Raw genomic sequence first — 16925 nt, 5'->3', positions numbered from 1 at the left:
CCGCCGGTTCAGCGTCCCTTGAACAGCCCGCCGAGGATGCCGCGCACGATGCGACGCCCGGTGGTGCCCTTCAGCTCCTTGATGACCGCCTCGGTCATCGCCGAGCCGAAGGTGTCGGGTGCCTTGGGCGCGCGCGAGGTCGAGCGGGTGACCCGGCCGCCCGAGTAGCGGCGCGCCGAGTTGTATTCGCGCGCGCTGGTCTCCTGTTCCTCGGCGACCTCCTCGGCCCGCGCAGCCTCCTGCGCCGCCTGTTGGGCGCGTTTCTGCAGGATCTCGTAGGCCGAGACTCGGTCGAGCGTATGGTCGTATTTTCCGGCCAGTGCCGAGGTGTTCATCAGAGCCTTGCGCTCGGAGACCTCGATCGGGCCGAGCTGCGAGGCGGGCGGGCGGATCAGCGTGCGCTCGACCATGCCGGGGATGCCCTTGCGTTCGAGCAGCGAGGTCACCGCCTCGCCGGTGCCGACCTCGCGGATCGCCTGTTCGGTCGAGAAGCGCGGGTTGTCGCGGTAGGTCTCGGCGGCGAGGCGCAGGTCCTTGCGGTCCTTCGCGGTGAAGGCGCGCAGGGCGTGCTGCACCCGGTTGCCGAGCTGGCCCAGGATGTCCTCGGGAACGTCGGCGGGGTTCTGGGTGCAGAAGTAGACGCCGACGCCCTTGGAACGGATCAGCCGCGCCACCTGCTCGACCTTGTCGACCAGCGCCTTGGGGGCACCGTCGAACAGCAGGTGCGCCTCGTCGAAGAAGAACACCAGCTTGGGCTTCTCCGGGTCGCCGACCTCGGGCAGTTCCTCGAAGAGCTCGGACAGCAGCCAGAGCAGGAAGGTGGAATAGAGCCGCGGCGCCGCCATAAGCTTGTCGGCGGCGAGAATGTTGATGATGCCGCGCCCCTCCGTATCGGTGCGCATCAGGTCGGACAGCGCCAGCGCCGGTTCGCCGAAGAAGGCCGCGCCGCCCTGGTTCTCGAGCACCAGCAAGCGCCGCTGGATCGCCCCGACCGAGGCGACCGCCACATTGCCGAAGCGAAGCGACAGTTTCTCGCGGTTCTCGCCGATCCAGACCAGCAGCGCCTGCAGGTCCTTGAGGTCGAGCAGCGGCAGCCCTTCCTCGTCGGCGACCCGGAAGGCGACGTTGAGAATGCCCTCCTGCGCCTCGCTCAACTCGAGCAGCCGCGAGAGCAGAAGCGGCCCCATCTCGGCCACGGTGGTGCGCACCGGGTGGCCCTGTTCGCCGAAGAGATCCCAGAAAGTGACCGGGAAGGCCGCATAGGCATAGTCGTCATAACCGATCTTCGCGGCACGGCTGGTGAAGGGCTCGTGCAGCTTGGAATCGGGGGAACCGGCCTTGGCCAGGCCCGAGAGATCGCCCTTCACGTCGGCCATGAAGACCGGCACGCCGGCGGCGCTGAACCCTTCGGCCAGGATCTGCAGCGTCACCGTCTTGCCGGTGCCGGTTGCACCCGCGATCAGCCCGTGCCGGTTGGCATAGCCCAGCAGAAGCTGTTGTTTTTCCGAATAGTCGGGGCCGCCGCCGCCAACGAAGAGCGTGCCGTCCATGCCGCCTCTGTCCTTGCCCTGAAATTGCCGTCGCAGCAGCATACTAATTTAATCTTTGGCTGCGATAGTGCTTTCTGTCCGCTGCACGGGTCTCCCGGTCGCGGCGGGCTTTCCTCCCTGTCAGACTGGCCGTACCTTCGGGTGCGGCCTTTTTTTCACGACTGCCGCTTCTTCCCGCAAGCATCCCGAAAGTAACGAATATATTTGGCGATGGCTGTTGACCTCCGGATTTCCTTTTCGTAGCCTGATTCCAATTACTAAGTCGGCCAGTCCGACGGGGAGAGACTATTCGAGGGGACCTTCGCGGGTCCCCTTGTTTCTTGCGCGATGATGTCAGGACCGTGGCGCGCATATAGGCGAATTTCCCCGCAACCGGTCGGTATAAGGCCTGACTTGGCCGGCCGCCTGTGCTAGAGCGACCGCAAAACAACGCAGCATACAGGATCTCCATGTTCAGAACGATTTCGACACTGTCCGCCGTTGCCCTGCTGTCGCTGGCCACCTCGGCCGTTGCGCAGACGGCCTCGGGCACAACCGAAGAGGTCAAGCCGGAGACCACTTCCGAGGCGCCTGCCGCCACTGATGGCGAGAGCCAGCTCGACCTCGGCCGCGAAGTCACCGAGGGCCCGCAGCTGGGCGAACGCTATTCCAAGGAAAAGTTCGACGACTGGGACCTGGCCTGCATCAAGACCGAGAGCGAGAAGGATCCCTGCTCGCTGCTGCAGGTGCTCTATTCGGCCGACAAGACGCCGATGGCCGAGTTCTCGCTGTTCCGGATCGAGAACGGCTCGCAGGCCGTCGCCGGTGCCACCATCGTGGTGCCGCTGGAAACTCTGCTGCCGGCGCAGCTGACCATCTCGATCGATGGCGCCCCCGGCAAGCGCTACAACTATTCCTTCTGCAACCCGATCGGCTGCATCGCCCAGATCGGCCTGACCGAGGCCGATATCGCGGCCTTCAAGAAGGGCAAGGTCGCCACGCTCTCGCTGCGCCCGGCGCCGGCACCCGACCAGGTCGTAACGCTCGAAATGTCGCTGAAGGGCTTCACCTCGGGCTACAATGTCGTGGACGTCGTCCAGAAGTAAGACGGCCATACTGTCACGCATAAGGCCCGGACACAGTGTCCGGGCCTTTTCGTTTGCGCTCAGATCCGGCGCAGGGCGATCACCGCGTTGAGCCCGCCGAAGGCAAAGGCATTGCTCAGCGCCACCTCGACCCTGGCCTCGCGCGCGGTATTGGGAACCACGTCCAGCGCGCATTCCGGGTCTGGTTCCTCATAGCCGATGGTCGGCGCGATCACCCCGTCGCGCAGCGCCATGATGCAGGCCAGCAGTTCGACCGCGCCGGTGCCGCCGATCAGGTGGCCATGCATCGACTTGGTCGAGGAGATCATCAGCTTGTCGGCCTGCGGCCCGAAGACATCGGCCACCGCCGCGCATTCGGTCTTGTCGTTGGCCGCCGTGCCGGTGCCATGGGCATTGATGTATCCGACCTCGCTGCGGTCGATCCGCGCATCGGCCAGCGCACCGGCCATCGCCCGCGCCGCGCCCTGTTTCGAGGGCATCACGATATCGGCGGCATCCGAGGACATGGCATAGCCGATCACCTCGCAGAGGATCTCGGCGCCGCGCGCGCGGGCGTGCTCGTATTCCTCGAAGACGAAGACGCCCGCGCCTTCGCCCTGCACCATGCCGTTGCGGTTCAGCGAGAAGGGGCGGCAGGCGTCCTTGGACATCACCCGCAGCCCTTCCCAGGCCTTCACCCCGCCAAAGCAGAGCATCGACTCCGACCCGCCAGTCACCATCGCCGGGGCCATGCCCGAGCGCACCATTGCAAAGGCCTGGGCCATCGCGTGGTTGGACGAGGCACAGGCGGTCGAGACGGTGAAGGACGGCCCCTTGAGGTTGTATTCCATCGAGACGTGGCTGGCCGCCGCGTTGTTCATCAGCTTCGGCACCACGAAGGGATGGACCCGGTTCTTGCCCTCTTCATAGACCGCCCGGTAATTGTCGTCCCAGGTCGAGACGCCGCCGCCGGCAGTACCCAGCACCACGCCCGAGCGCGCCGCCAGGTCGCCCTGGAACTCCAGCCCCGACTGGGTGATCGCCTCCTGCGCTGCCGCCAGGGTGAACTGGGTGAAGCGGTCGTACAACGTCATCTGCTGGCGGTTGAAGCGACCCTCGGCCTCGAAATCGCGGACCTGGCCGCCGATGCGGATTGCCAGCCGGTCGACGTCGCGAAACTCCAGCGGGCCGATGCCGCAGCGGCCTTCACGCATGGCCTCGAAGGTCTCGGGCACCGAATGGCCGAGTGCGTTGATCGTACCGGCGCCGGTAATGACCACCCGTTTCATCAGCGTGGTCCCTTCTCAGACCTTCTGGGCAACCAGGCTTTCGATGCCCTTCACGATGGCCGCGACACTGGAGATGTCGAAATCGCTCGCCGTCGGCTCATTGGCATTGAAGGGGATCGAGATGTCGAATTCCTCTTCGATGGCGAAGATGCTTTCGACCAGTCCCAGGCTGGTAATCCCGAGATCGTCCAGCGAACTCTCCAGCGTTACGTCGGCGGGGTCGAGCACCGCCTGTTCGGCAATGATCGCGATGACACGGTCCTGGATGCTCACTTCGGCCTCCGTCCTTTGTTGCCTGCCGGCTGCTTACTCGGTCGGCTCGTCTTTGAAAACTGCCTTTTTCAGCGCCGAGATGTCGCGGGCCAGGCGCGGCAACCTTCGGATCGCCTTGTAAGCCTCTGTAAAGGCGTCCATCTTTACCGCCGGATAACCCATCATCACGCGCCCCTCCGGGACGTTCGAGAGGATCTTGGTGCCCCCCGCCGCGATCACCCGGTCGCCGACGATCAGGTTGTCGCCAACCCCGGTCTGGCCGCCCAGGACGACGTTGTTGCCGATCTCCGACGACCCGGCCACCCCGGCCTGGGCGCAAAGCAGGCAGTCGGTCCCGACGCGCACGTTGTGGCCGACCTGGACCAGGCTGTCGATCTTGGTGCCCGAGCCGATGAAGGTGTCGCGGATGGTGCCGTTGTCGACGGTACTGTTGGCGCCGATCTCGACATCGTCGCCGATGGTGACCGAGCCCAGCGAATGGATGCGCAGCCAGGCCTGGGCCTTGGTCTCGCCCTGGTCGCCAAGCGTCGCGCGGGCCATCTCGACACCCGAGACCTCGGGGGTGACGAAGGAGAACCCGTCGCCGCCGATGCGCACGCCCGGCTGCGCGATGAAGCGCGCGCCGATGGTGGCGCGGGCGCCGATGCTGACCAACTCGCGCAGGAAGGCACCGGGGCCAAGGGCCACATCGGCCCCGATCACGCAATGCGGGCCGATCACCGACCCCGCACCAATCCGCGCACGCGCGCCGATCACCGCCAGCGGGCCGATGGAAACGCCATCACCGATCTCGGCCGTCGGGTCGATCACCGCCGAAGCATGGATGCCCGGCGCGAAATGCTGGCCGGGGTCAAGCAGGGCGGTCACGCCCGCCATCGCCAGCCGCCCGCGCGGCGCGAGGATCGCGGCGCGCAGCCCCAGCGCCTGCCAGTCGGCCCCCGGCGCCAGCAGCGCGGCCCGCGCGCGGCCCTTTGGAATATCTGCCTGGAACTTCGGCGCCATCGCCATGGCGAGATCGTCCGGCCCGGCATCCGCCGGCTCGGAAGCCCGGCTGATGGTCAGGCCGAGATCGCCAACCGCCTCGGCGCCGATGGCTGCGGCGATGGCCTTGATGCTATGGGTCATGGGTGCGGCCCCTTGCTTGCGCTCTGGGCCGCAGACTTAGCCCTGAACCGAGGGCAGCGCCACCCCGGCGCGTTGCAGCGCGTCCCAGATCTTGCCGTCACGGCCATAGACGTCGCGGCGGAACTCGGCCTTGCCGCGGGCGTCGACCTGCGCGGTGCGATAGATCAGGTGCACCGGAACGTGCTCCACCAGGTCGATCTTGGTCTCGCGGCCCGAGCGCAGGGCGGCCTGGAACACGCCTTGCGGATCATCCGTCTGCGCCGAGAGCAACGCATAGGCAAAGTCGAACGGATCGGCCAGGCGGATGCAGCCATGCGAGTAGGCGCGCACCTCGCGGGCGAAGAGGTTCTTCGCCGGGGTGTCATGCAGGTAGATGTTGTTCGAGTTCGGGAACATGAACTTCACCTTGCCAAGCGCATTCGCATCGCCCGGCGCCTGGCGCATGTCGAAGGGGAAGTTGCGCGTGCTGAACTGGGTGAAGTCCATCGTCTCGCGGTCGACCCGGCGGCCGCGGCTGTCGGTGATGATCAGGTGCCGCGCCGCGTTCGGGTTGGCCTGCAGCTGCGGCAGGTATTCCTTGACGATGATCGAGCGCGGCACGTGCCAGCTCGGGTTCACGATCATGTGCTCCATCTCGTCCGAGAACTCCGGGCTGCGCCGGTCGCCCTGGTTCATGCCGATGACCGAGCGGGTCTGGAAGGTCACCCGGCCGTCGTCGATGATCTTGGCGGTGAAATCGGTCTGGTTCACCAGGATGTGCCGCTTGCCGCGCGGGATGTTCATCCAGCGCTCGCGCTCAAGCGCGACGATGATCGACTTCAGCCGGTCGTCGGCCGAGATGTTGATCTCTTCCACGGTGCCGGGGCCGGCGACGCCATCCTCGTTCAGACCATGCGCGTGCTGGAAGGTGCGGATGCCTTCTTCCAGGGCGGCATCGTAATCGCGCGACACGCTGCGTTCCATATAGCCCATTGCGATCAGCCGGTTGCGCAGGGCCACCACGGCCTCGCCGCTCTCGCCGGGTTTCAGTGCCTTGGCAGGCACCGTCGGACCCCAGCCGCCAGCGGCGATCAGGCGCTCGTAGCGGATCTTCTCCTTCATCAGCTCGCGATATTCCGGGTTATGCGGCGCGAGGCTGGCGAGATAGGCGGTGGGCGCGTTGGTCGCGAGCCCCTTGAGCAGGTCGACCCCGTCACGGCGCGGCACTTCGCGCAGGATCCCGGCGTCGATCTTGCCCGGCGTCAGGATGCCCGAGCTGATGTCATGGGCGTAATGCACGAAGGCCAGCGACAGGGCCACTTCGACCATGCCCAGGTCACGGGTGGTACGGGCCGCCTGCATCTTGGCCATCAGCCCGGCCGCATCATAGCGAGAGGCCGGCAGCCCATGCACCGTGACATCGGCCAGCGCCGCCATCAGCGCGGCGCGGCGCGCGGTGAACTCGGGGCCTTCGCCGGTCCAGAGCGGCGCGTAATTCGTCTGGCGATAGAAGGCTGCAACCTCGTCATCCTGCGACGCGACCTCGGCAACCGCCTGTTTATACGCGGTCACCTGTGCCTTTGCCGGCGTGGCAGGCAGCCCCGAGGTCAGTGCCATCAGTGCAATCGCGGCACAGGCCTGGGTGGTGGTCCAACGCATTTTTGCGAACATAGCTTGAGCGCCCTCTTAATCCGGTATGCGGTCTATACCACATGTCTTTCCCCCAGAAAGTCAGGAAATCCATACGGAAAGTCCATTCACAGTTATGCTAGAACGCGCCTTTCCCGGTCTTTGTTGCGGCGCGGCCCGGACTGTGCCGATCTTTCGGCCACACTGTGGCAGATTTGTTCACATGCGCAAGAATTTGCCGAAATTTGGCCCTGTGTAAAAGTCGACCGAATCCGTTGTTGGCGAAGGAATCCTGCCGTGCCATAAAGCCGGTGCATCTGGGGAGATGACGGAACTGGCGCGTAACATCGCGCTTGGGCAGGACTACAGCGTACGGGACAGCGCAGCACATGACAGACAAACAGCTACCGGGATTCTCCCGGCGTGCCCTGTTGGGCGTTTTCGCGGCGACCGCGGTATCGGCGGCACCGACCTTCTCCAAAGCAGCAGGCTTTCTCCGCGGTGGCGGGGACGTTCGCAAGATCCGGATGTATTCCGGGCGCACCGGCGAACGGATCGACATGGTCTACTGGGTGGACGGCGACTACATCAAGGAATCGCTGACCGAGATCACCCACTTCATGCGCGACTGGCGCACCGACAAGACCAAGACCATAGACCCCCGCACAGTTGACATCATGGCCGCAGCCCACAACCTGCTCGATGTCAACGAACCCTACATGCTCCTTTCCGGCTATCGCTGCCCCGAGACCAACGCCATGCTGCGTTCGCGCTCGCGCGGTGTGGCCAAGAACTCGCTTCACATGCAGGGCCAGGCGGCCGATCTGCGGCTGGCGTCGCGCTCGGTGAGCCAGGTCTTCAAGGCGGCCCACGCCTGCAACGCCGGCGGTGTCGGCAAATATTCCCGTTCGAATTTCGTCCACATGGATTGCGGCGTCGTCCGCACCTGGGGCGCCTGAACCACCCCGCGCCGCTGTCCCGCGGCGCGCTCCCCTTGCAGGGCCCGGCATCAGCCGGGCCTTTTTCGTTTCAGGCGGTCAGCAGGTTCAGCAGGGCGGCCTTCTTCACCGCATGGGCCGTGGTCTGCGCATCCAGCGAATCCCGCGCCATCCGCAGGTGCTTTTCCACCGTCGCGATCGACAGCCCCAGGATGGTGGCGATGTCCTGCGTGGTCTTGCCTTGCGAATACCACTCCAGCGCCTCGCGCTGGCGGGTGGTGAGCGGGCGCAGCAGGCCGGTGCGGGGCAGGGTGCCCACCCGCAGGTGCATCAGGTTGCACAGCGTCTCGACATCCGCGCCGACCTCGGCCCAGAGCGCATCGGCCTCGGCCTGGGACATCGGCGCCGAGGGGCTGAATCCGATCACCCCCTTCATGCCCGGCACCACGTCGTTCAGGCTGCCGACAAAGCCCACCATGAAGCCGAACTGCGCGTTCAACTGCGCGATGCGCATCTGCTGCGCCGTCGGTGCCCGCCCGTGCTGGCGGATCGCTTCGGCCCAGCTGGTGAAGCCGCGGTTGTGCTCGGCCCACTCATAGGTCGGCGAGTGCAGGTAGAGCTCTTCGCCGAGGTAGATATCGGCATAGGCTGCCGGCCCGCGATGCAGGATCAACGCATCGCGCAGATCGCCGATAATGCCGCGCACCGGGAACCGGGTCGCGCCATACATGATGTTGTCGAAACCGTAGGCGGTAAGGGCGTCGGCAAAGATATCCCAGACTGCGGGGATGGTGGCGGCGCCGATAATGTCGGCGATGACGCGGTTGAGCGCGGGCCTTGCCTGCACGTCGATCATGAAAATACCCGGATCTATCTACCGGGCCAAGACTGCCGGCAAAGCCGGCCGCGCGCAAGCGCCGCCGGCCTTGCCCTTTTCACTTCTCGGGTATCAGGCCCCTCGGGCTGAACCTCAGCACCAGCAGCAGCACCAGCCCCATGGTAAAGAGCCGCATATGGGCGGCGCTCGCCATCAGGTGGTCCTTCAGCCAATAGCCCTCGGGGAAGCCCGAGGTGACGAACTGCATCAGCGCGATGCCCCAGGGTTCGACCTGCACCCAGAGATACCAGATCAGGAATCCGCCCAGAACCGCGCCGAAGTTGTTGCCCGATCCGCCGACGATCACCATCACCCAGATCAGGAAGGTGAACCGCAGCGGCTGGTAGGTGCCCGGCGTCAGCTGGCTATCGACCGTGGTCATCATCGCTCCGGCCAGCCCGCAGATGGCCGAGCCCAGCACGAAGATCTGCAGATGCCGCCGGGTGACGTCCTTGCCCATGGCCTCGGCCGCGACCTCGTTGTCGCGTATGGCGCGCACCATGCGGCCCCAGGGGCTCTTCAGCGCCATCTGCGCCATCCACAGAAGAAGCAGCAGCACCACGAGGAACATGAAGAAGTAGAGCAGCTTGACATAGATGGTCGACCCTTCCACCGGATCGAACCCCCAGGATGCCGCCCGCGCGACAAAGGACGGATCGGCCTGCAGGTCGATCTCGTAGGGCACCGGGCGCGGAATGCCGACGACGTTCTTCACGCCCCGGCTCAGCCAATCCTCGTTCTTCAGCACGGCAATGATGATCTCGGCGATGCCCAGCGTCGCGATGGCCAGGTAGTCCGACCGCAGCCCCAGCGCCGTCTTGCCGATCAGCCAGGCCGCACCCGCCGCCAGCACCCCGCCAAAGATCCAGGCCAGGATCATGATGAGGCCGAAGTCCTTGTAGTTCTCGCCGCCCGGATTGATCCCGCCCAGGTTGCCCTGCAGCGCCGGGTTCACAGCCTCGACCGCCAGCACCGCCGGGTCGAGTACCGCGCGGAAGATGAAGAACCCCGCGACCAGCACGACAGTGACGACGAGGTTGCGCACCATGCCCCTGGGCATCCGCTTCATCACCAGCACCGCGCCGATGATCGTCGCCGCGCCCAGCGCCAGACCGGCGAGGATGCCAAGCCCCCCGGCCGACCAGGCTTCCTTCACCGGCGGCAAACCGACCAGAACCGCCGCCAGACCGCCCAGCGCCACGAATCCCATGATCCCGACGTTGAACAGCCCGGCAAAGCCCCATTGCAGGTTCACCCCGATGGCCATGATCGCCGAGATCATGCCCATGTTCATGATGACCAGCGCCGAATTCCAGCCCTGCTGCACGCCCACCAGCGCGATCAGCGCGGCGACGATGGCGAACAGGCCGATGTTCTTGACGGTGTCGTTCATACCGATTTCCCCTTGAACAGGCCGGTGGGCTTGAACAGCAGCACGATGAGCAGGATCGCGAAGGAGACCGCGAACTTGTAGTCCGTGCTGATCAGCTGGACGAGGCCCTCGGGCTCCCATCCGCCGGGTGCGAGATAGCCCAGCACCTTCTTCCAGGCATAGGTCACCGCCACCTCCGAGAAGGCGATGACAAAGCCCCCCGCGATGGCGCCGAGCGGATTGCCAAGGCCGCCGACGATGGCCGCAGCAAAGATCGGCAGCAGCAGCTGGAAGTAGGTGAAGGGCTTGAAGGTCTTGTCCAGGCCGTAAAGCACCCCCGCCACGGTGCAGAGCGCCGCAACGATCAGCCAGGTGATCATCACCACCCGCTCGGGGTTGATGCCCGAGAGCAGCGCCAGGTCCTCGTTGTCGGAATAGGCCCGCATCGACTTGCCGGTGCGCGTCTTGTTGAGGAACCAGAACAGCAGCGCCACCGAGACGATGGTGGCGATGAAGGTGATCCCCTGCGAGGTGCGGATCGACAGCCCTTCCTCCAGGCCCGTCCAGGCCTTGAAGTCGCGCGCCGAGATGATGAAGCGTTCGCCATCGGCGAACTGCTGGTCATCGACCCCGATGATGAAGCGCACGATACCGTTCATGATGAACATGACGCCAAGGCTCACGATCACCATGATCACCGGTTTGGCCTTCTGTTCCCGGTAAAAGCGATAGACCACCCGGTCGGTCGCCAGCAGGAGCGCCATGGTGCCCAAGATCCCGAAGGGCAGGGCGAGCAGGGCGGTCGGCAGCACGCCAAGGTGGATGCCGTGGCCCTGCATCCACCAGGTCACCAGGATCGTCACCATCGCGCCAAAGGCCATCGTATCGCCATGGGCGAAGTTGGAAAACCGCAGGATGCCGTAGATCAGCGTCACCCCCAGCGCGCCAAGCGCCAGCTGGCTGCCATAGGCGATACCGGGGATCAGCACGTAGTTCGACACCGCGATGAGGGCGTTCAATGGGTCCATTCAGCTGACCTCCAGAGTGCATTGGCCGCTATGGGTCTGGGCCGAGGGAGTCATGAAGTCGCCATGCAGCGACAGGAAGGCGGTGCCATTCTTGAAGATCGACAGCAGCCCGGCCGCCCCGGCGTCGGGGTCGATGTCGCTCGACACGAAATGCCGCGCGGCCTCCGAACTGTCGAACTCGGTGAAAGTGCCGATGGTCTCGTCCTTCAGCATCAGCACCCAGCCGGTCGCGCCCGGCACGAGGGTTGCGTTGAAAGGTGCGTCGGCGCCGCAATCGAAGGTGCCGCAGCCTTCCTTGAACGAGCAGGTGAATTGCTCGGCGGCGGCCGCGATGCCGGGCACAAGCGCCAGCAGGGCCGCGATTATGTGCAGACGCATCCTCATCCCCCCAGGAAGCTCCGCCGCACATCGTCGTCGGCCAGCAGCTCCTTGCCCGAGCCGGTATGGGCGTTCCGGCCCTGCACCAGCACATAGCCCTTGTCGGCGATCTCCAGCGCCTGGCGCGCGTTCTGCTCCACCATCAGGATCGGGATGCCGGTGCGGGAGACCTCGATGATCCGGTCGAAGAGTTCGTCCATCACGATGGGGCTGACCCCGGCGGTCGGTTCGTCCAGCATCAGCACCTTGGGCTTGGTCATCAGTGCGCGGCCCACGGCGACCTGCTGGCGCTGGCCGCCCGAAAGCTCGCCCGCCGGCTGGCGCCGCTTGTCCTTGAGGATCGGGAACAGGTCATAGACCTGCGCCATGGTGTCCCGGAAATCGTCCTTGCGGATGAAGGCGCCCATCTCCAGGTTCTCCTCGACCGTCATCGAGGTGAAGATGTTCGAGGTCTGCGGCACAAAGCCCATGCCCTTGACCACCCGGTCCTGCGGCGACAGCTCGGTGATGTCCTCGCCGTCCAGCCGCACATGGCCGCCGTGCAGGTTCAGCATCCCGAAGATCGCCTTCATAGCGGTCGACTTGCCCGCGCCGTTCGGCCCGACGATCACCGCGATCTCGCCCTTGTCCACCGCGATGGTGCATTCGGTCAGGATGTCCGGCCCCTTGCCATAGCCGCCGGTCATCGCCTCGCCGATGAGGAAGGGGCCGCCCGGCGCGGCGCGGCTCTGTCCGCTCCTGCGGTGTTCGATCTCGCCGCTGCCCTTCGGGTTGGCGATCGTGAAGTCCTTGTTGCCGCGATCGTCCTGATACGGGTTGCCGCTCATCTCCGCGTCCCCTTTTCCTTTTGCCCCAAATATCCTCGGGGGAGCGCGAGGGGGCGGACAGCCCCCTCGCTCGGGTCGGATGCGCGCCAGCGCATTCGAAACACTCTCATGTGCCCACCTTGTCGCGATGCTTGAGGCCGGTGCCGAGATAGGCCTCGATCACGTGCTCGTTGGCCTTGATCTCGGCCAGCGTGCCCTCGGCCAGCACCTTGCCTTCGGCCATGCAGATGACCGGGTCGCAAAGCCGCTCGATGAAATCCATGTCATGCTCGATGACCACGAAGGTATAGCCGCGCTCCTTGTTCAGCCGCAGGATCGCGTCGCCGATGGTGTTGAGCAGCGTCCGGTTCACCCCCGCGCCGACCTCGTCGAGGAAGACGATCTTGGCGTCGACCATCATGGTGCGCCCGAGTTCCAGCAGCTTCTTCTGCCCGCCCGAGATCTCGCCCGCCTTCTGGTCGGCCAGGTGCGAGATGGTCAGGAAATCCAGCACCGCGTCCGCCTTGGCGCGCAGCGCGCGTTCCTCCTCGGCGATCCGCTTGCGGCCGAACCAGGTGTTCCACAGCTTTTCGCCCGACTGGTTGCCCGGCACCATCATCAGGTTCTCGCGGCAACTCATCGAGCTGAACTCATGCGCGATCTGGAAGGTGCGCAGCAGCCCCTTGTGGAACAGGTCATGCGGCGGCAGGCCTGTTATGTCCTCGCCCGCCATCGTGACCTTGCCGGATGTGGGTTGAAGAACCCCGGCGATCACGTTGAAAAGCGTGGTCTTTCCGGCCCCGTTCGGACCGATCAGCCCGGTGATGGACCCCTCGGCAATCGACAAAGTCGCGCCGTCGACGGCATGGAAGCCGCCAAAGTGCTTGTGCACCTCGTGGACGTCGATCATCGCGTCCCCCCTGTCATGCCACCCTCTTTCGGGCGGTCCTTATAGTTGTTTTGTGCGGGGTCCCCGAAGCATGGCTTCGGAGACCCCAGGTCAGATAGCCCGCGGCTCAGCGCATCCGGACGGTTTCGTTCTTGCCGTCCTTGACCTCGATCTCGCGATAGGTGCCGGCGCTTTCGCCCGGTCCGATCAGTTCGACTGCCGAAGCGCCGACATAGTCGATGTCGCCACCGGCCTTGAGGATCTCCAGCGCCTTGCCCAGTTCACCCGGCAGGATCTTCTCGCCCGGAGCGTTGGCCACTTCCATGATCTTGGCGCCGTAGACCGCCGGATCGGTGGAATTGGCGGCCTGCATGGCCAGCATGAACAGCGCCGCGGCGTCGTAGGACTCGGGCGTATAGGGCGAGGTGGCGTCGAAATCGTTGGCCGCCTTCATCAGTTCGACAAACTTGTCCACGCCGTCGCCGGCCGAACCCGCGATCTGGCCGAACGAACCGTCAAGGTCGGGGCCGATGGTCTTGGGCAGGTTCTCACCGATCATGCCGCCCGGCAGACCGAAGGTTTCCCATGCACCCGCGTCCAGCGCCGCCTTGATGATGCCCGCGCCGCCCTGGTCGAGGTAGCCCGCCACGACCAGCAGGTCGCCGCCCGCCGCCGCCAGCGCGCCGACTTCGGCCGAGTAGTCGGCCTTGCCGTCCTCGTGGCTCGCATAGATCGTGACCTTGCCGCCCGCCGCTTCGAAGTTGGTCTTGATCGCGTCGGCCAGGCCCTTGCCATAGTCGTTGTTGGTATAGGTCAGCGCGATCGACTTGATGCCGCGGTCCATCAGGATATCGGTCATCACCTGGCCTTCACGGGCATCCGACGGCGCGGTGCGGAAGAACAGGTCCTTGTCTTCGACGGTCGACAGGCCCGGCGAGGTGGCCGAGGGCGAGATCATCACCATCCCGTTCGGAATCGCCACGTTCTGCAGCACGGCCCCGGTCACGCCCGAGCAGTCACCGCCGATGATTCCGTTCACGCCTTCAGCGATCATCTTCTCGGCGTTCGAGGTGGCCAGGCCGTTGTCGATACAGCCGGTGTCCGCGCGCATCGAGGTCACCTTGGCGCCGTCCAGCAGCAGGCCGCTGTCGGTGACTTCCTTCATCGCCAGCTCGGCGCCGGCAGCCATCGGACCGGTCAGCGATTCAATCGGTCCGGTGAAGCCGAACAGGACGCCCAGCTTGACTTCCTTGCCATGTGCGGCGGCGAAGGCCGAACCGGTCATCAGCGCAGTCGCCGCGGTGGCCATAAGCAGCTTTTTCATGAGTTTACTCCCTGGTTGGAACATAAATGTTCAGAGCCGAGCCTAGGCAAGCTTGTTTCAAAAGGAAAGAGGGCTCGATATCCGGCTGACGCTGGATCAACCGGACGTGTCCGGGGCTTGCCCCGCAGGCGCCTGGGCCTAGTTGAGGCGCCTGAAGGAGAACACCATGCGCCTGGCCGGAATACTGTCGTTGATCCTCTGTGTCGTCCTGCCCGGGGCGCTCCGGGCCGAGGGGGCGCTGGCCGAACGGGTGCAGCTTTCGCAGATGGCCAGCGGGCTGAACGAACCCTGGGGACTCGACGTCCTGCCAAGCGGCGATTTCCTGGTGACCGAACGCGGCGGCACGCTCTGGTATTTCGCCGGCGGCAAGGCCCGCAAGGTCGTCGGCGTGCCAGAGGTGGTGGCGCGCGGGCAGGGCGGCCTGCTCGACGTGACGCTGGCCCGCGATTTCGCCGAAAGCCGCGCGCTCTTCCTCTCCTACGTCCACCCCCAACGGGGCGGGGCCAGCACCGCGGTCGCCGTGGCGCGCCTCTCGGAGGACGGCCGCAGTCTCACCGAGCTGCGGCGCATCTTCACCGCCAGGCCGGTCACATCCTCGACCCGCCATTTCGGCAGCCGCGTGGTCGAGGCCACCGACGGCACACTCTTCGTCACCCTGGGCGAGCGCGGCGACGCGGCCAGCGCGCAGGACCTCGGCTCGCACAATGGTTCGGTGGTGCGCATCAACCGCAACGGCTCTGTGCCCAAGGACAACCCCTTCATCGGCCGTGCCGGCGCGCTGCCGGAAATCTGGTCCTACGGCCACCGCAACATCCAGGGCGCGGCGCTCGATCTCGAAGGCCGGCTCGTCACCGTCGAACATGGCGCCAAGGGCGGTGACGAGGTGAACCGCTCGATCCGGGGCGCGAACTATGGCTGGCCGGTGATCTCCTACGGCGTCGACTATTCCGGCGCGAGAATCGGCGAGGGCACCCGCAAGGAGGGGATGGAACAGCCCGCGCTCTACTGGGATCCCTCGATCGCGCCGTCCGGTCTGGTGGTCTACTCCGGCAAGCTCTGGCCCGAGTGGAAGGGCAACACCTTCGTCGGCGCGCTCAAGTTCGACTACATCGCCCGGATCTCGGGCGACCCGATGCGCGAGGTCGACCAGCTGCGCGGACCTGAAACCGACCGCGTGCGCGACGTGATCGAGGCGCCAGACGGAAGCCTCTGGTTCCTGTCGGTCGGGCAGGGCGCAGTCTACCGGATGACGCCCCGCTAGGGCCTCAGATCGACAGCCGCGCCGCGTGGGTGCCGCGCTCGCGATAGGGCGTGGTGTCGTAATGCGCGCGGTAGCACTTCGAGAAGTGGCTCGGCGAGGCAAAGCCGCAGGCCAGTGCCACGTTGATCACGCTCATGTCGGTCTGCATCAGCAGGTTGCGCGCCTTCTGCAGCCGCAGCTCCATGTAATAGCGCTTGGGCGAGCGGTTCAGGTAGCGGCGGAACAGCCGTTCCAGCTGCCGCGTCGACATGCCGACATCCTTGGCCAGCGTCGCCGGGCTGATCGGATCCTCGATATTGGTCTCCATCATCTGGATGACCTGGCTCAGCTTGGGGTGGCGCACCCCGATGCGCGTCGGAACCGACAGGCGCTGGGTGTCCTGGTCGGTGCGGATAGAGGAATAGATCAGCTGGTCGGCCACCAGGTTCGCAAGGTCCTCGCCCTGGTGATCCGCAATCAGCTTGAGCATCAGGTCGATGGACGAGGTACCGCCCGCCGTGGTCATCCGGTTGCCATCGACCACGAAGACCGATTTGGTGAGGTTCACCTCCTCGAACTCCTCGGCAAAGCTGTCGGCGTTCTCCCAGTGGATGGTCGCCCGCTTGCTGTCGAGCAGCCCGGCCTTGGCCAGCGTGAAGGCCGCGGTGCAGAGCCCGCCCATCACCAGCCCCTTGCGCGCCTCGCGGCGCAGCCAGTTCAGCAGGCGCTTGGAACTCGCATCCTGGATGTCGATGCCGCCGCAGACGAGGATCGTGTCCTCGCGGGTGTAATCGCCCAGCTCGCCGTCGACCTGGAACACCACGCCGGCCGAGCAGCGCACCGGCTGCCCGTCCTCGCTGACGAGCCGCCAGGTATAGAGCTGTTCCTCGGCCATGCGATTGGCAATCCGCAGGCTTTCCAGCGCGGCGGCGAAGCTCAGCAGGGTGAAATTGTCGAGCAGGGCAAAGATGAACTGGCGCGTCTTGGTGACGGGCTCGGCCTTCCTGGCAACCTGGCGTTGCTCTTTCATATCGCGGAACCTCCGGCGCCGCGCGCTTTCTCATGAAGCGTCGCGTATGCCAGCATTCCCAAAGCGGCGTAGCGACGTCAAGTGGTCGCATTTCGGATATGGCCACTTGCCCGGCGGTTTCGTATAATGCGGTG

16 protein-coding genes are annotated in these 16925 nt (G+C 65.5%); 3 read left to right on the top strand and 13 right to left on the bottom strand.

Translation table 11 applies throughout. The features are described from left to right. Positions 1–8: 8 nt before the first annotated feature. Positions 9–1550 carry a helicase HerA-like domain-containing protein gene (locus tag IE266_RS12730; protein WP_189680479.1) on the bottom strand — a complete coding sequence of 514 codons (1542 nt, stop codon included), beginning with the start codon at positions 1548–1550 and terminating at the stop codon, positions 9–11. A 449-nt stretch (positions 1551–1999) separates the two neighbouring features. Here IE266_RS12730 and IE266_RS12725 point away from each other — a divergent pair, with 449 nt between their 5' ends. Then, positions 2000–2635: an invasion associated locus B family protein gene (locus IE266_RS12725; RefSeq protein WP_189680478.1), complete on the top strand. Its 636-nt coding sequence runs from the start codon at positions 2000–2002 to the stop codon at positions 2633–2635. A gap of 59 nt (positions 2636–2694) precedes the next feature. Here the strand turns inward: IE266_RS12725 and IE266_RS12720 are convergent, their stop codons facing one another. The 4 genes from IE266_RS12720 to IE266_RS12705 are packed head-to-tail and all read right to left on the bottom strand — an operon-like array spanning position 2695 to position 6939. Further along, on the bottom strand, positions 2695–3903 hold the full coding sequence (locus IE266_RS12720) for a beta-ketoacyl-[acyl-carrier-protein] synthase family protein (RefSeq protein WP_189680477.1): 1209 nt from the start codon (positions 3901–3903) through the stop codon (positions 2695–2697). Between the two features lie 15 nt (positions 3904–3918). Then, positions 3919–4176 (bottom strand): acyl carrier protein, encoded by a 258-nt coding sequence (locus IE266_RS12715; RefSeq protein WP_189680476.1) that lies wholly within the window; start codon positions 4174–4176, stop codon positions 3919–3921. Between the two features lie 33 nt (positions 4177–4209). Beyond that, positions 4210–5301 (bottom strand): UDP-3-O-(3-hydroxymyristoyl)glucosamine N-acyltransferase, encoded by a 1092-nt coding sequence (gene lpxD, locus IE266_RS12710; RefSeq protein ID WP_189680475.1) that lies wholly within the window; start codon positions 5299–5301, stop codon positions 4210–4212. Between the two features lie 36 nt (positions 5302–5337). After that, positions 5338–6939, bottom strand: a complete 1602-nt coding sequence (locus IE266_RS12705; protein ID WP_229864083.1) for a L,D-transpeptidase family protein — start codon at positions 6937–6939, stop codon at positions 5338–5340. A gap of 359 nt (positions 6940–7298) precedes the next feature. On the opposite strand from IE266_RS12705, the gene mepK reads away from it, so the two are divergent. Then, positions 7299–7868 carry a peptidoglycan L,D-endopeptidase MepK gene (gene mepK, locus IE266_RS12700; protein ID WP_189680473.1) on the top strand — a complete coding sequence of 190 codons (570 nt, stop codon included), beginning with the start codon at positions 7299–7301 and terminating at the stop codon, positions 7866–7868. Positions 7869–7938: 70 nt separating this feature from the next. Here the strand turns inward: mepK and IE266_RS12695 are convergent, their stop codons facing one another. The 7 genes from IE266_RS12695 to IE266_RS12665 all read right to left on the bottom strand — a co-directional run bounded on the left by IE266_RS12695 (position 7939) and on the right by IE266_RS12665 (position 14521). Continuing rightward, positions 7939–8703, bottom strand: a complete 765-nt coding sequence (locus IE266_RS12695; RefSeq protein ID WP_189680472.1) for a helix-turn-helix transcriptional regulator — start codon at positions 8701–8703, stop codon at positions 7939–7941. Between the two features lie 79 nt (positions 8704–8782). After that, positions 8783–10117, bottom strand: a complete 1335-nt coding sequence (locus tag IE266_RS12690) for a branched-chain amino acid ABC transporter permease (RefSeq protein ID WP_189680471.1) — start codon at positions 10115–10117, stop codon at positions 8783–8785. Beyond that, positions 10114–11124, bottom strand: coding sequence for a branched-chain amino acid ABC transporter permease (locus IE266_RS12685; RefSeq protein WP_189680470.1), 1011 nt, complete (start codon positions 11122–11124; stop codon positions 10114–10116). The genes IE266_RS12690 and IE266_RS12685 overlap by 4 nt, the downstream gene beginning before the upstream one ends. Continuing rightward, entirely contained in the window at positions 11125–11502 is a 378-nt protein-coding gene (locus tag IE266_RS12680) for a hypothetical protein (RefSeq protein WP_189680469.1), read from the bottom strand. Positions 11503–11504: 2 nt separating this feature from the next. After that, positions 11505–12329, bottom strand: coding sequence for an ABC transporter ATP-binding protein (locus tag IE266_RS12675; protein WP_189680468.1), 825 nt, complete (start codon positions 12327–12329; stop codon positions 11505–11507). Positions 12330–12435: 106 nt separating this feature from the next. Beyond that, complete coding sequence (locus IE266_RS12670) at positions 12436–13218, bottom strand: ABC transporter ATP-binding protein (RefSeq protein ID WP_189680467.1); 783 nt, start codon at positions 13216–13218, stop codon at positions 12436–12438. A gap of 106 nt (positions 13219–13324) precedes the next feature. After that, entirely contained in the window at positions 13325–14521 is a 1197-nt protein-coding gene (locus IE266_RS12665; RefSeq protein WP_189680466.1) for an ABC transporter substrate-binding protein, read from the bottom strand. 166 nt (positions 14522–14687) lie between these two features. Between IE266_RS12665 and IE266_RS12660 the strand changes: the two genes are divergently transcribed. Further along, positions 14688–15782, top strand: a complete 1095-nt coding sequence (locus tag IE266_RS12660) for a PQQ-dependent sugar dehydrogenase (protein ID WP_189680465.1) — start codon at positions 14688–14690, stop codon at positions 15780–15782. A 4-nt stretch (positions 15783–15786) separates the two neighbouring features. Here IE266_RS12660 and IE266_RS12655 read toward each other — a convergent pair whose 3' ends face one another. Further along, a complete protein-coding gene (locus IE266_RS12655) occupies positions 15787–16791 on the bottom strand; it encodes a GlxA family transcriptional regulator (protein ID WP_189680464.1) in 1005 nt (334 codons plus the stop codon). Positions 16792–16925 lie beyond the last annotated feature (134 nt).

The organism is Seohaeicola zhoushanensis, assembly GCF_014656415.1.
GTDB lineage: Bacteria > Pseudomonadota > Alphaproteobacteria > Rhodobacterales > Rhodobacteraceae > Seohaeicola_A > Seohaeicola_A zhoushanensis.
The sequence above is the reverse complement of the archived record's forward strand: the minus strand, read 5'-3'. Positions and strand labels throughout refer to the sequence as shown.

Coding starts and splice junctions, on each gene's coding strand:
- IE266_RS12730 (WP_189680479.1), bottom strand. CDS start 1,550: ATGGACGGCACGCTCTTCGTTGGCGGCGGCGGCCCCGACTATTCGGAA.
- IE266_RS12725 (WP_189680478.1), top strand. CDS start 2,000: ATGTTCAGAACGATTTCGACACTGTCCGCCGTTGCCCTGCTGTCGCTG.
- IE266_RS12720 (WP_189680477.1), bottom strand. CDS start 3,903: ATGAAACGGGTGGTCATTACCGGCGCCGGTACGATCAACGCACTCGGC.
- lpxD (WP_189680475.1), bottom strand. CDS start 5,301: ATGACCCATAGCATCAAGGCCATCGCCGCAGCCATCGGCGCCGAGGCG.
- IE266_RS12705 (WP_229864083.1), bottom strand. CDS start 6,939: ATGCGTTGGACCACCACCCAGGCCTGTGCCGCGATTGCACTGATGGCA.
- mepK (WP_189680473.1), top strand. CDS start 7,299: ATGACAGACAAACAGCTACCGGGATTCTCCCGGCGTGCCCTGTTGGGC.
- IE266_RS12695 (WP_189680472.1), bottom strand. CDS start 8,703: ATGATCGACGTGCAGGCAAGGCCCGCGCTCAACCGCGTCATCGCCGAC.
- IE266_RS12690 (WP_189680471.1), bottom strand. CDS start 10,117: ATGAACGACACCGTCAAGAACATCGGCCTGTTCGCCATCGTCGCCGCG.
- IE266_RS12685 (WP_189680470.1), bottom strand. CDS start 11,124: ATGGACCCATTGAACGCCCTCATCGCGGTGTCGAACTACGTGCTGATC.
- IE266_RS12680 (WP_189680469.1), bottom strand. CDS start 11,502: ATGCGTCTGCACATAATCGCGGCCCTGCTGGCGCTTGTGCCCGGCATC.
- IE266_RS12675 (WP_189680468.1), bottom strand. CDS start 12,329: ATGAGCGGCAACCCGTATCAGGACGATCGCGGCAACAAGGACTTCACG.
- IE266_RS12670 (WP_189680467.1), bottom strand. CDS start 13,218: ATGATCGACGTCCACGAGGTGCACAAGCACTTTGGCGGCTTCCATGCC.
- IE266_RS12665 (WP_189680466.1), bottom strand. CDS start 14,521: ATGAAAAAGCTGCTTATGGCCACCGCGGCGACTGCGCTGATGACCGGT.
- IE266_RS12660 (WP_189680465.1), top strand. CDS start 14,688: ATGCGCCTGGCCGGAATACTGTCGTTGATCCTCTGTGTCGTCCTGCCC.
- IE266_RS12655 (WP_189680464.1), bottom strand. CDS start 16,791: ATGAAAGAGCAACGCCAGGTTGCCAGGAAGGCCGAGCCCGTCACCAAG.